A 13,049-nucleotide genomic window follows, 5' to 3' on the forward strand; every position below is an offset into this window, starting at 1 on the left:
ATGAAACTACCATTCACAGTAGGGATATTTTCCCTTATTATATTAATCATGTTGGGCTGTAGGCCAAATACGCCTAACAGGATCAATAAAGAAGCTTCGGTCAGCAGTATTTCTAAACTCCCTGAAAATCCTTTAGAAATGACGCCAATGGCAGTGAGCCTGCAGTCAAAAGCCAAAACAATGTCTACGCTTTATGGCAACAGTATGGCTTCACAACGTCTAAAAAAGGGAGCAGATTATGCTTCCGGTTCAGTACTTTACCTGGTCACCTGGAAAGGAAAGGCCGATCCGGATTGGTTTGGTGCCCGCATTCCTGATCAGGTGATGGCCGTAGAGCGTGTTTCTGTTGATAGTGAGGGACAAAAAAGCTATACTTTTTTTAAAGGCCCGGCATGGCATCCCGGTTTAAACTTTAAAAATGAAGAAAGGCAAAATATAATGCTTTCTATGCCACTTGCCGCCTCGCCAGGGATTTAATAACGAAACTCCGAGAATAGTCAAAGTGGTGATTTTCCTGTATCTGTTTGGAAAATATTGCAAGAAAAAGTGCTAAGTAATACCGGAAAAGTTACCCTTGCCATGAGTATAAAAAACAGATGGATACAGTTTGGACTTGACGGGAATGACTATGGGCAGGTTGCACAACGTTTGTTTGGAGATGGTGGAATGTAAAGGGCCGATGAACTGCGTGCCAGATCGGCCATGCTCAACCAGCTGCAATCAACCATATGTTCTGTCAATCAGGATTTGGCAAGCGTTATAGCGATGGCATGGATGCTGTAATGATGTTACAGCAATCCGTTTTAGGATAAACTCAAAAAATGTGTTTATCAGCGCCAAATGTAGCTACACAAAATCTACCAAAGACAGGTTAGTGGCACAATGTTATTTTATATTTCACACATTTACAGTATTCCCTTGTACCAGCTAATAGGGCTATAAATCATTTTCGAACTTATTAAAATATCCTGGAAGCTTACAGCAGTACTTTCGTTATCTAGTGTTTTTCCGCTTTGACCATCAATTTTGGAACTGGTTTTTATAGTTCATTAATTGGTCACTCAGCTTGTTAACTGATGCTTTTACGTGCTCAAAGCAGCGTACCATATTTGCCTCACTTACCTTACTAATTGAAAGTTGTTCTATTTCTATAAGGTCTTCAATAATATCTTCTCTGCCCAGATAGCCAAACGAAGTCTTCATTTTGTGTCCAAGAAACGCAATTTTATCCCGGTTTTTTAATGCAATTGCATCCTCCATTTCTTCTATTAGCTTTGGCATACGTGAATTGAAAAGGTCAATTGTTGTGATAATAAACTTCGTATTGGTTCCGGAAATTTTTTCGAGATAGGAAAGATTTAATGGTTTATCGATATTGTTTGTCTCACACATATCTCAATCTTATATTATTGTTCATATCTTATTCAAATTTGAATTAGTCATTAAACGATATACGTAAATCTAATGCCTTGCGCTATGTAACTTATTTGAAACAATGTAACAGTAAAATTGTTTAATGCTTAATATCACCACGAATGATAAATATCCTGATAGTTGACGATCAATTTAGTAATGTTGAGCTTTTAGTAGCTGCGCTAAAGCGAGACGATATTGTATGCTATGGTACCGCCTTCCCAAAACAAGGTTGGCAAATGTGTATTGATCATTCTATTGATATTGCATTGATAGATGTTAATATGCCGGGAATGTCGGGATATGAACTGCTCCAATCCATAAAAGATAGTCCATTAACACGAAGGGTAATGGTCATATTAATTACAGGCTACTCCATGGGTACCAACGACGTGGTAAAGGGTTTAACCCTTGGAGCCGTCGATTATCTTTTTAAACCGCTTGATTTACATGTTACAATCGCAAAAGTGGATTCCATTATAAAGCTAATTCTTCAACAGAGGGAAATCAATAATAAAAACCATCAGCTGGAACAGTATAAAAAAGAGTTACTGGAGATGGTATCCATTGCAGAAAAGAGTAAAATGGCAAAAGAAAACTTTCTGGCCAATATGAGCCACGAAATACGCACACCTTTAAACGCTATTTTGGGTCTGATACATATTTTTGAAGCGACTAAATTAGACGTTGAACAAGCTAAACTCTTAAGAATGTTGACTTACTCGTCTCAGCATCTACTCCAATTAGTGAACGATATACTGGATATATCCAAAATTGATGCCGGGAAGATAAAAATCAATAAGGTGGAAACTGATTTGAGCAGGCTGGTTAATGATATATGCGAGCTGACCAGGCCACTGGCAGAAAGCAAGAACCTTGTTTTATCATGTTTTGTTGATAAAAACATTCCAGAAATTGTAATGGCAGATACGTTAAGACTTAATCAGATTTTGATCAACTTAATCAACAATGCGATAAAATTTACAGAATATGGTGGGGTAAATGTGAAGGTAACCATCTCTGAAGTTAGAGAATCTCAGATTTTATTAAGCTTTTCTGTCTCTGACACGGGGATCGGCATACCTCATGAATTAATTGGTCAGATCTTTAACAGATATGAAGGTTTGGAAAATTCCATGGCCGATAAACTGGGATCTACCGGTTTAGGTTTGCCAATTGTTAAAAAACTGGTTGAACTTAAAGGAGGTACGCTAAATGTAGAAAGCAGCGTTGGGGTGGGTACAACTTTTACATTTACCAATTGGTATAAAGTTCAGCACAACATTGACGTTGCTAAAATATCGGAAGCTAAAGCGCTGGTTCTAAAGCCTTTCACAGATACTTGTTTATTACTTGCTGATGATGATGAGATAAACAGATTTGTCACTAGCCAGATTTTATCAGAATGGAATATTCAGGTTGATGAAGCTGAAAATGGGCTGGATGCATATATGAAGGCTAAATCAAAACAGTATGATGCGATACTGATGGATATCAATATGCCTGTTATGGATGGTATTGAAACTACCAGAAAAATAAGAAATGAATTATCCGAATACAATAGGCACATCCCTATTATAGCATTCTCTGCCTTCATCAGGGAGGAAGACAGGGTAGCCGGGAAAGATGTTGGGATAGATGCCTTTATCCAGAAGCCGATAGCGCCAGAAAGCCTGTATTCACAACTATACGAACTACTCAATAAGGATCATTTGCGGCCTTAGTCTAAATGCGATAATGACCGTAGGAAACCTGCCAAACAAAACGTATGATGATCTTCATGATTCAGAAGCTTACAATGCAAAGCTTTTTCACCCTGATTACAGCTGATCTGGAAACTTTTAGGCGTATGACGATTAATATAAAATATAGCTCTTATTTGAGATTACGCAATTTAATCTCCCTTAGTAAAGCTTTGTTACTGGCTTGACTTTTTACAATCAGAAATACAAAAAACAACGGAAAAAATGTAAAAAAACCAATTCCATTTTTGAAGGCACTATAAATAGCAACACCAATTAAAAGCCCCGTAATTGTAGCGCTCACAATTAAAGATGATTTTGCTGCTTTTCTTTTTTGTAAAAGTTCAACATCGCTTAAACCCTTAAATTCATTCTCGTTAATCATATACAAATATATTTTTTTTAAAAATATAGCCTAAATAATTGAAATAAAATTTAGTTAATATTATCATTTTATTGGAGTCATACCGGCGCCCGGTTGATGATTATACTGTCGAAAATAACAATGCCGGTTTCGGGTACAATCGATGCTGCTGCGCGAAAAGAATACGAAGAAGCATTAAGGATGTCTAGACCGAATAACAGAGTAACATCCATATTTAATGAAATTTCTGCTCAGGCATGGAGCCTTAAAACTATCGGATATATCCTAATTGAAAGCGCGTCTGAAATCAAGGGGCGACATACTGGTTTTAAGCTTAAATAGTTTGCTAAAAGACGGCGCATGTTCAAATCCTAAATCAAAAGCGATCTCGCTTATCGAAAGCTGGCTTGTTGACAGTTGTTCCTTTGCCTTTTCAATCAGGTGGTTATGGATGTGTTGCTGCGCGTTTTGCCCTGTAAGTGACCGGAGCACATCACTTAAATAACTGGCACTGACATTTAATTGCGCCGAAAGGAACTGAACCGTTGGAAGCCCGTGGTTTTGTACTTGCGGCGACCGGAAATAGGTGTGTAAAATGTCTTCTACGCGTTGCAGTACATCGCTGCTTACCGCCTTACGGGTGATAAATTGCCTGCCGTAGAACCGGTTGGCATAATTCAGGAGCAAGTCGATCTGGGAAATAATAACGTCCTGACTGAAATGATCGATCCTGCCGTTTAATTCTTCTTCGATATTTTCAAAAACGGCAATAATCGTGGCCTTTTCTTTCTCCGACAAATGCAATGCTTCATGACTGGAATAAGAGAAAAAACCATACGATTTGATCTTCCTGGCCAGTTCATAACCCAACAGCAAATCAGGGTGGAAAAGCAAAGTATAACCCGATTGATCACTGAGTGGTTCGTGGGCACCTGTGATCTGATTTGGCGAAACAAAAAACATGCCTCCCTCTTCGAAATCGTAGTCATGCTGCCCGTATCTGAACTTTCCATGGAGTTTCATCTTATAAGAAATCTTGTAGAAATTCAGGATGTGCGGATTGGGAAGTCTTTCCAGCGGAATAGTTCTTTCAGCATTATTGATTAAGCTTACCAAAGGGTGCATAGGTGCCGGCATGTCCAGCGCCTTATGCAACCTTGATAAAGAATCAAATCTGTGGTTATGCAGTTCATCCTTCATATTGTCTGATTATAATTTACTTTCGATGCTGCCTAATGCGCCTCGTACGCCGTTAAGGGCTTTTTTCGCGTCTTCCCAACTGGTATCAGTCGGATCTAATGTGCTACGAATATAGGCAAGAATGCTTTCACATACAAAGGCCACACGCTCCGGATTTTCATCACTTGTTTCGCGGGCATCATACCCTGATATGCCACCAAAGATGTGTTCGGCATCAAATACGGTCAGCAGTTCCTTCGGACCAGGACTTTGATAATAAGCATCCGCCCGCCAATTTTCCACATCAGAGAACATGAGGTTAATGTCTTTGTCCCCATTCACAACGAGTGCCGGCAAGGTCATGGTACTGAAATTGACGGCCGCCAAGGCAGGGTATTGCTGTTTGATGATTCCGTTAAATCCTTCAGGTCCGCCGGAAGTGCCAATGAGCACCAGGGCTTTCAACCTGGGTTCTGCAGCATTTACTATATCACCGGTTGCGGGGTCAGTTACTTCCATGCCTGCCAGCATGGCTACAGTGTGGCCTCCCATGGAATGGCCGATGGCCGCAACTTTTTCTTTATCAACCCTTTCGATTAGTCCTGGTACTGTTGAAATAATTTCGTCCAGGTGATCCAAGATAAATTTCATGTCCGCGGGGCGTGAACTCCAAAATAAGGGTGCCTCAGGAAGGGATGAGGGAAGCCCCAATGCTTTAGAATTTTGATGAGTGGGTTGAATGACAACAAACCCTTTTGCGGCAAAAAAATCTGCAAGGGGTCCATATCCTCTATACGAAGAAAGAAAGTTAGAGGGACCGTGCCCGTGCGAAAGAAGAATAACCGGCAAGTTGTTTCCGCTCGCAGGGGCAGAAACTTTTATTTCAAGGTCTACATGGCGGCCTGTTACAGGTAACACAACCGGACTAAAGCTGATGATGGGTGTTTGTAATAGTTTCATTTTACTGTTCATTAAATTTTGATATAGGCAAAGATGATCAACCTTCAACGCTGCGGCATAGTCTAATCGCGGCATTGCATAGCCAAACTGAAGAAGATGATTAATCGTACGGCGAAAGCGTATGGAAAGAGGAGAATGCTATGCCAATAAAAAGTTAACGGTGGATGAAGTTATGGCCGTCCAGTCTAAAAGAGAAAACAAGAAGAGATCGGCATGACCGCTACAATGCTGAATGAAGGAGATTCTTACTAACTTAGTTCTTATGAATGCGGTAATGGAATACACTGTTTAAATACAATGCGTATGCATTTCATTCTTCCAACATATTGATATTAGCCGGTTTTTATTTATTTCTTTGAAGATTTTGCAATTTCCAACTCATCAACAGTGCTATTGCGATACCTGTTACAGCACTAATAAGCGCCATGCCTCCATCTAAAATATATTGATGTTGGCCGTAAAACTTCACTTTAAAAATAACAATCGATAGTGCTATTGAAAGTATCAACAGCCAGATTAAACCTATTACTAATGAGGCCTTGAATTTATCATTTGGAGCGATAACATGAGCGGAAAGTATAGAGATGATACTTGTGAAAAACGGGCTCAAGACATGCATAACATTTTTTGCTGAATTCTTCGACACAATAATGCCTGGTAATAATTCAGGAAGATAAAAAATAACCGCAGTCATTAGGATTGAAACAGGTAGCAAGAATAACCACCTTAGCCATTTGACGATGTTTTGATTCATGAAAAATTTCATATTAGCTTATTGCTAGTAGCAAAATAAATAGAACCCGACAATTTAATCATGATCAAACTACATTAGTTCTACCTGATTAAATTAGCTCATAATCGAGTTAGCCAAATCATTTTTAAATACCATTTACCTGTGCCATTGATATTCAAAGTCATTTTTATTTATTTCAAATTCTTTAAAATCTATGAGGTCGATTGGTTGGTCTGTAAGAAAGCCAAATTCATCTTCCATCATTTGTTCGCTGTATTTTAATACTTTATTATTTTCATAAACTTCAATCTGCCGAATTACTTCTCCATTTAGATCAGCTTCAAAATAATAATTACAAGTTCCCCACCTTTCAGATTTTTCAATCCGAATTTCTTCATAATAGCGTTTAAAGTATTTTGTGATCATAAGGTGTTGTTCTAAAATATAGCTAGAGGGATGGGGGTAATTCTTTTTTCGGCAAGAAATTGTCAATCTTACCTTGTCTATAAATCTCTGCTTTAATTTTGATGAAATCAATTTTAAACTGTTTCATTTTTGTTGAATCATCTTGTTTATAAATTTTATCGGTAAGCAACCCGATTACCTCGTTAAACTCCTCAGTCATAAAAGGTGCTATAAAACACATACTACTTTGCGTCTTGCCTTGATTGAATGAAATGTAATCCCTTCCTCCGGCATAATACATACCTGTACTAAGTTTTTTCGTTCTGATAAAACTTCGCAGGTCTTTTTCAGCTAGTTTGTTTACAACGTTAATTTCATCATCAGATAATTGGGCAGTGTAGTAAGCCGCACCGCTATTGCCATTAACATAAATATTCAGTCTTCCATCTGGATCAATGGTTGAATAAGAATCTATTTCTATATTCCTGGAAGATGTAATACCATAGCTTATGAGTCTAAAATTCTGCACCCTTATCTTCTGTGCAAAACAGTTAAAACTTAGTAGAAGTATTAAGTAGAATAGAATATTTTTCATTCTGTTTCAGATAATGTAAGAAATGGTTTTGCCGTTAAGAAATGAAGGTATGTATATCTAAAACAATTTCAAAACTAACCTTATCCCATAATCTTCTTATATGTTATAAGGTAAACCGTAAGTACGCTACCAAGTTCTGTTTTAGATTTGTAGTCACTTAAATCAATATAAAAACTTTATGGAAAAAATCGAAGCAATTAAACCTGGACCTAAGCCAAATAAGCAAGATGGCACGCCAGACAAGAGGCACATGGTTACACCTGACACTAAACCTAAGTACCCAGATCTAAAACCACATAAACATAGGCCTGGAGAATCAAAGTAATAATTAACAGATGGAGTGGTTATCCTGTGGAAGATAGCCATTCTATCTGTGTTTAATCTTGTTTGGTCTTAGGGTGATGCTATGGACCTAATAAAATGCCAGATGACAAAAAAATCTTTCTACAGCATTTATCCGTGGGGGTAGCGTTTATAGAATATGTTTTGTGCCGAAATTCTCAAACTCTGCTATTGCACGTTCTTGAACATTTCGTCCGGTGAGCATAATACGATGTGCAATACCAACATCTGAGAGTTGTTCTAGCAGTTTTTCAAGATTTCTCCCATGATCAGTGAGTTTATATTCTATTTTGCCTAGCTGACCAGATGAAGCATTTCTTTCTATAATAAGCTGCTGCTCCAAACGTTTAAGACTGCTGGATAATACTTTCGATGATATCCCTTCGATCTCCGTTTTTAATGCTGTAAAACACAAAACTTTTCTTACCAACAGCGCCATTATAATCAGTGGCGTCCACTTTCCCGCTAGCAAATCCAGTGCGTCATTAATCGCAATCGAGGTTTGCCTGCATTGCGAGTGAATCTGATCTTTATTTCCCATATAAAATTCCATTCGAAGATAATGATTCTTTTACCCGTTACTTTAAAGTAACCGGTTACCGTCTGGTTACCTGGCTATTTTTTCAAGGATGAAACATATAGTTTTGTTTCAAAATTTAAAAATATGAAAGCGATTAGGGTACGCGAGTTTGGCTCATCGGAGGTGCTTACTTACATCACTGAATCAAGACCTATTGTAGGCGATCAGGAAGTATTGATTAAAATCGAAGCGGCAGGTGTTGGCCGTGTAGATGTTTCTGCCAGACAGGGATATTATGCCCCATTGCCCGAGCCTGGGTTTATCCCTGGCATTGAGGCAGCGGGTGAAGTAATTGTACTCGGTAAGAATGTAGATAAGAATTGGCTTGGCAAAAAAGTATTTGTCAGGCTTTTTAGCGGTGGTTATGCGGAAGAGATTGCTGTACGAACTGAGGCCTTAGTGGAGATACCTGCACCAATAACCTCAATAAAGGCCGTTGCGTTCGGTGTAAATGCACTGGTGGCTTCATTCGCCATGGATTTAGCTAATCTGGATAAAGGAGATCGTCTTTTATTAAGGGGCGCCACCGGAGGAATCGGCACCGTAGCTGCGCTTATTGCAAAAACTAAAGGAATCCACGTAACAGCGGCAATGCGATCCATTCACAAAAAAATACACCTCGAAAATATCGGTATTGATGATTTTTTAATGACCGATAACCTGGCAAATTTGAGTTTAAATTATCATTCGATCCTGGATTTAGTGCTCGGAAGTGATATGGATGCTTACGTTAACTTACTTGCAAAACGGGGTAACTACATTATTGCGGGTGGTTTAGCCGGAAGTCCCGAAATAGATTTTGGAATGTCGTTTCTGAAGAGAGTGCACCAATCTTTAAGTCTTCATGTCTTTAGTTTAAATGCATTTTCTGATGAGGAGATTCGGACGCGTATGGGGCAAATTTTCATCCTGATGATTGATCACTCCCTCAGCGCACCTATTCAGGATGTATTTCCATTAAAAGATGCCGGCAAAGCGCACGACCTTATGGTGTCCGGAAATTTTTTCGGAAAAATCATCCTGGCCAATTAACCTTGAGCTGGGAAACTCACTTCAGAAACAGGTTAGCTAAACTAAGTCTTTACAGGCAGGTCTGTGCATTTCTTACGTAATCCGTTTGCTCAATTATCCGGCCTTAGCTGTACCACAGCGGGTTTTTAAACTCGTAAAGTCAGGTTGATCTCGGGCAGGATTTCTAGAATAGGTAATTCCTTTTTGTTTAGCCTTAGGCAATAGATTCACGAACGATTTTGTCGAAGATTTTGCGCCGTTTAACTCGATTGCACAAACTTCAGGGATAATTAGAAATTGTTTAGCATTTGGATTTGGGAGATCCAACGGTGTAGATAAAAGTTCTTTGAAAGCTTTTTTTAGCAGATTGAAATGCTTATAAAAAGACATCGAACGGTTTGCAAGGAGCATCGCCAAAAATATCATCGGGCCATGATGCCCATTTTTCGGTCGTTCAAAAACACGTTCATTGTATTTTGAATCTGCCAGTTCGCGCGGTTTATTGGTATTATCCTGATAAAACTATTCTACTGACCTGAGGCGAGATACGGTTCCATATATTTGCATAATACTGTGCATACTCTGCATATGCAACTTACTGTCTGTTCCAGTGAAAGTGATCGCTCTGTTTCGGGCCAAACTGGCCACCAATTTGATTACCGGACGATACACCTCTAAGTTCCTTTCCCTCTATTGGGTTGTTGATTGGTTTCTCTTAAACTCACTTGGCCTCAAGCCATATTTTGATTTGAATACTGTCGAAAAATAATTTGGTGAGGAAAAACCGACCATATAGGTGATTTCTGCTATTGTATACCTTTCATTGATCAATAAAAATTTTGCCTTTTTTAGCCTTCTGTTTATAATGTAGTCTGTTACACTACAATCCAGTAAGGCTTTTACTTTTCTGTATAACTGTACCCGTGAAACTCCCAGGGCTTTACTGATCTCTTCTACACTGAAGTTTTCATTGCTCAGGTTCTGTTCTACGAGACCAGAAAAATCATTTACAAATTTTTTATCCAGGCTTTTCGAAACGGGTTGCCTGTTTCCGGAACTGATGTCGCTTGTGTAGTGCGACTTTAGCAGTAGCCTGTTTTTCATGAGATTCCGCACAGTCGCCAGCAAATACTCATAATTGAAAGGTTTAACAATATAGGCATCTGCCATACTCTCGAAGCCATTGATCTGCTGTTCTAAACTGCTTTGTGCGGTGAGCAGGATGATGGGGATATGGGATGTACGAATGTCGGATTTGAGTTTCTCTGTAATTTTCTTCCCTGATAGGTCTGGCAGTACCACATCGCAGATAATCAGATCTGGTACTTGTTCGTAGGCAGAAGTGATTCCGCTCTCTCCGGTATTTGCAATAAATACCTCGTATTCCTTATCAAGTTTTTCAGACAAATAATGCAGAAGGTCTGCATTGTCTTCGATTATCAATACCGACCGTTCTTTTAATTCGCGCAACAAATCATGATTCTTTTCTCTCTTGAGATGCTCTAGTTCGCTTGTATAGATTTTTGCATTTTCATAAAGCTCTTCTCTTTCCGCCTGTTGGAGGTGTTTCTCTTCTTCTCGAAGGTGTAATGACCCAAGGGGTAGAGTAACGGTAAAGGTGGTACCCTGCCATTTCCGGCTTTCTACGGTTAGGTCTCCATGTAAAAGATTCATCAGTTCCTTCGATAGGGAAAGGCCCAATCCAGATCCTTTTTTTGCGTTCGAATCTGCTTGATAAAAATGTTCAAATATATGGATGATTTCTTCCTGATCCATTCCAGGTCCATTGTCCTCCACTTTAATAGAAACATGAGCATCATCTTTACTCACTGTAATGTGAACCGTTCCATTGGCTGGAGTGAATTTTAGTGCGTTAGATATCAGGTTGAAAATGACCTTGTCGAACATGTTCACATCAAACCATACGGTTATATCCGATTCTTTAGTGAAGAGTCTGAGGTCTATGTTCTGTTTCTTTGCAGCGAGCTGAAAGGTCTCAATGATGTCTGAAATAAAAGCGATAAGATTGTTCGATGTCGATCTTATGCGCATCTTACCATACTCAATCCTCCTGTACTCAATGAGCTGGTTGATTAGGCGCAACAGGCGAAAAACATTTTTATTGATCAGTTTCAGGTTTTTTCCTGCAAGTGCATTAATTTTTTCATTATTAATCAGATCTTCCAGGGGCGAGAGTATCAAGGTAAGGGGAGTCCGGAATTCATGAGATACATTGGTGAAGAAGTTCAGTTTGGCCTCTGTTGCTTCTTTAGCTTTTTCAGACATCTCAATAAGCTTATTACGCTGTTCAAGGATTTCGAGGTTATTCGCCTCCAGGTTTTTGTTGATTTTCCTGTTTTCCAGTAGGGAGAAAAAAGCCAATCCCCCGAACACCACAGAAAGTACCAAGGTAACCACGGTGACGTTTAAGGTAAGCTGTTGGTTGTCAAATAAAGAACGTTGTTCAGCCAGGAGAGATTGTTGCCGCTCGATATCTTTCTGCTGGCTGCTAAATTTGTTCCACTGCAGTTTCATAAGCTGAACATTCGATGAATCGATCACTACAGACTGAAGGATATTTTTTTTGAGGATGGATTCTTTTCCAAGGATACGGAATGCTGTTGAAATTGCTTCTTTACCTCCTGTTGGGTAAAGCATACTAGCATCTATCACTTTGCCTTCGATCATTTGGAGACCACCGCCTTGTCCAGGTAGTGCATCTATTCCTATAATGGCTACCTTCCTTTTAATTCCAAGTTTATCCAGCGCTTCCCTGGCTCCGGAAGCCATCTGGTCATTGTGAGCAAAAATCAGGTCTGTGGTACGTAATGCCTCCTTCATTTTCAGCAGCTCCTCAATAGCGTGCGATTTTAGCCAATCGCCATAGATCTGATTCGAAATTCTAATATTACCGGATTTTTGAAGTCCTTCAGAGAACCCCCTCTGGCGCTCTATTGTAGGAGAGGAGCCGGGAAGTCCCATAATTTCCATAATATTTCCTTTCCCCTTAAGCAGACCAGATACATACTGTCCGGCCATCTTGCCAATCTGATAGTTGTCTGCGCCGACATAAGCCGTATAAGCCGATGATGATGTTTTGCGATCGATAATCACCACAGGGATGCCACTATTATAAGCCTGTTCAACGATTGGAGTGAGTGGCCTGGCCTCGTTAGGAGATATAATCAACAGATCAATGTCCATTTTTAATAGTTCCCCGACCTGTGAAATTTGTTTTTTATTGCTGTTGTTTGCATCTCTATATACCAATGTGGCGCCTGGATGTAACGAAAGTTCCATTTTCATCTCTTCCAGCATGGTTTTTCGCCACAAATCCGAGCCAACGCATTGCGAAAATCCTATAACGTATTTTGGTTCCTTTTTCTTGTCGCTACAGCCACAAAGAATAGCCGTCAGGAAGACCAATATAAGTATCCTATGAAGGAAGTGAAGTCTTGCGGTCATATTTATCATTTAATAAGGTCTGTGCGTGCACGGGCTGTATCTGGTTAGGATCCTGTTTGTAAGAAAATAATTCTAAAGATAATCAAATTTGAAACTTTAAGGAATTGGCGCCCCTCTTGGAGCGATGGGATGAAAGGTGCTGATGCATCAAAATCTTAATATTAATGTTTCAAAAGTGTAACTATATCAGATTAGTTAAAAATAATAAATTTTAATAATCTGTTAATCAATCCTTTATGTGATGTGTCAGGATTGTATTT

At 39.2% G+C, this 13,049-nt stretch carries 14 protein-coding genes; 4 read left to right on the forward strand and 10 right to left on the reverse strand.

The genetic code is table 11. The features are described from left to right. Complete coding sequence (locus tag BLR60_RS19055; protein WP_143009111.1) at window positions 1-477, forward strand: cytochrome P460 family protein; 477 nt, start codon at window positions 1-3, stop codon at window positions 475-477. Window positions 478-534: 57 nt separating this feature from the next. Beyond that, window positions 535-672, forward strand: a complete 138-nt coding sequence (locus tag BLR60_RS24925; protein ID WP_167354778.1) for a hypothetical protein — start codon at window positions 535-537, stop codon at window positions 670-672. A 348-nt stretch (window positions 673-1,020) separates the two neighbouring features. Here BLR60_RS24925 and BLR60_RS19060 read toward each other — a convergent pair whose 3' ends face one another. Further along, on the reverse strand, window positions 1,021-1,392 hold the full coding sequence (locus tag BLR60_RS19060; protein WP_090502741.1) for an Hpt domain-containing protein: 372 nt from the start codon (window positions 1,390-1,392) through the stop codon (window positions 1,021-1,023). Between the two features lie 143 nt (window positions 1,393-1,535). Between BLR60_RS19060 and BLR60_RS19065 the strand changes: the two genes are divergently transcribed. Next, a complete protein-coding gene (locus tag BLR60_RS19065) occupies window positions 1,536-3,137 on the forward strand; it encodes a response regulator (protein ID WP_090502743.1) in 1,602 nt (533 codons plus the stop codon). A gap of 151 nt (window positions 3,138-3,288) precedes the next feature. Here BLR60_RS19065 and BLR60_RS19070 read toward each other — a convergent pair whose 3' ends face one another. The 7 genes from BLR60_RS19070 to BLR60_RS19100 all read right to left on the reverse strand — a co-directional run bounded on the left by BLR60_RS19070 (window position 3,289) and on the right by BLR60_RS19100 (window position 8,274). After that, complete coding sequence (locus tag BLR60_RS19070; protein ID WP_090502744.1) at window positions 3,289-3,540, reverse strand: hypothetical protein; 252 nt, start codon at window positions 3,538-3,540, stop codon at window positions 3,289-3,291. A 264-nt stretch (window positions 3,541-3,804) separates the two neighbouring features. Further along, window positions 3,805-4,719, reverse strand: a complete 915-nt coding sequence (locus BLR60_RS19075) for a helix-turn-helix domain-containing protein (RefSeq protein ID WP_090502746.1) — start codon at window positions 4,717-4,719, stop codon at window positions 3,805-3,807. 9 nt (window positions 4,720-4,728) lie between these two features. Then, window positions 4,729-5,670: an alpha/beta hydrolase family protein gene (locus tag BLR60_RS19080; protein ID WP_090502748.1), complete on the reverse strand. Its 942-nt coding sequence runs from the start codon at window positions 5,668-5,670 to the stop codon at window positions 4,729-4,731. Between the two features lie 331 nt (window positions 5,671-6,001). After that, window positions 6,002-6,412 carry a hypothetical protein gene (locus BLR60_RS19085; protein WP_143009112.1) on the reverse strand — a complete coding sequence of 137 codons (411 nt, stop codon included), beginning with the start codon at window positions 6,410-6,412 and terminating at the stop codon, window positions 6,002-6,004. Window positions 6,413-6,547: 135 nt separating this feature from the next. Further along, window positions 6,548-6,817: a hypothetical protein gene (locus BLR60_RS19090; RefSeq protein WP_090502752.1), complete on the reverse strand. Its 270-nt coding sequence runs from the start codon at window positions 6,815-6,817 to the stop codon at window positions 6,548-6,550. Window positions 6,818-6,839: 22 nt separating this feature from the next. Then, the gene (locus BLR60_RS19095) at window positions 6,840-7,391 is read right to left on the reverse strand and encodes a hypothetical protein (RefSeq protein ID WP_143009113.1); all 552 of its coding nucleotides are present in this window, start codon (window positions 7,389-7,391) and stop codon (window positions 6,840-6,842) included. A 472-nt stretch (window positions 7,392-7,863) separates the two neighbouring features. Then, complete coding sequence (locus BLR60_RS19100; protein WP_167354779.1) at window positions 7,864-8,274, reverse strand: winged helix-turn-helix transcriptional regulator; 411 nt, start codon at window positions 8,272-8,274, stop codon at window positions 7,864-7,866. 123 nt (window positions 8,275-8,397) lie between these two features. Between BLR60_RS19100 and BLR60_RS19105 the strand changes: the two genes are divergently transcribed. Then, on the forward strand, window positions 8,398-9,345 hold the full coding sequence (locus tag BLR60_RS19105; RefSeq protein ID WP_090502758.1) for a quinone oxidoreductase family protein: 948 nt from the start codon (window positions 8,398-8,400) through the stop codon (window positions 9,343-9,345). Window positions 9,346-9,438: 93 nt separating this feature from the next. Here the strand turns inward: BLR60_RS19105 and BLR60_RS19110 are convergent, their stop codons facing one another. Further along, window positions 9,439-9,714: a hypothetical protein gene (locus tag BLR60_RS19110; RefSeq protein WP_143009114.1), complete on the reverse strand. Its 276-nt coding sequence runs from the start codon at window positions 9,712-9,714 to the stop codon at window positions 9,439-9,441. Window positions 9,715-10,014: 300 nt separating this feature from the next. After that, complete coding sequence (locus BLR60_RS19115; protein WP_090502762.1) at window positions 10,015-12,789, reverse strand: substrate-binding domain-containing protein; 2,775 nt, start codon at window positions 12,787-12,789, stop codon at window positions 10,015-10,017. Window positions 12,790-13,049: the final 260 nt, after the last annotated feature.

The organism is Pedobacter terrae, from assembly GCF_900100705.1.
Lineage (GTDB): Bacteria > Bacteroidota > Bacteroidia > Sphingobacteriales > Sphingobacteriaceae > Pedobacter > Pedobacter terrae.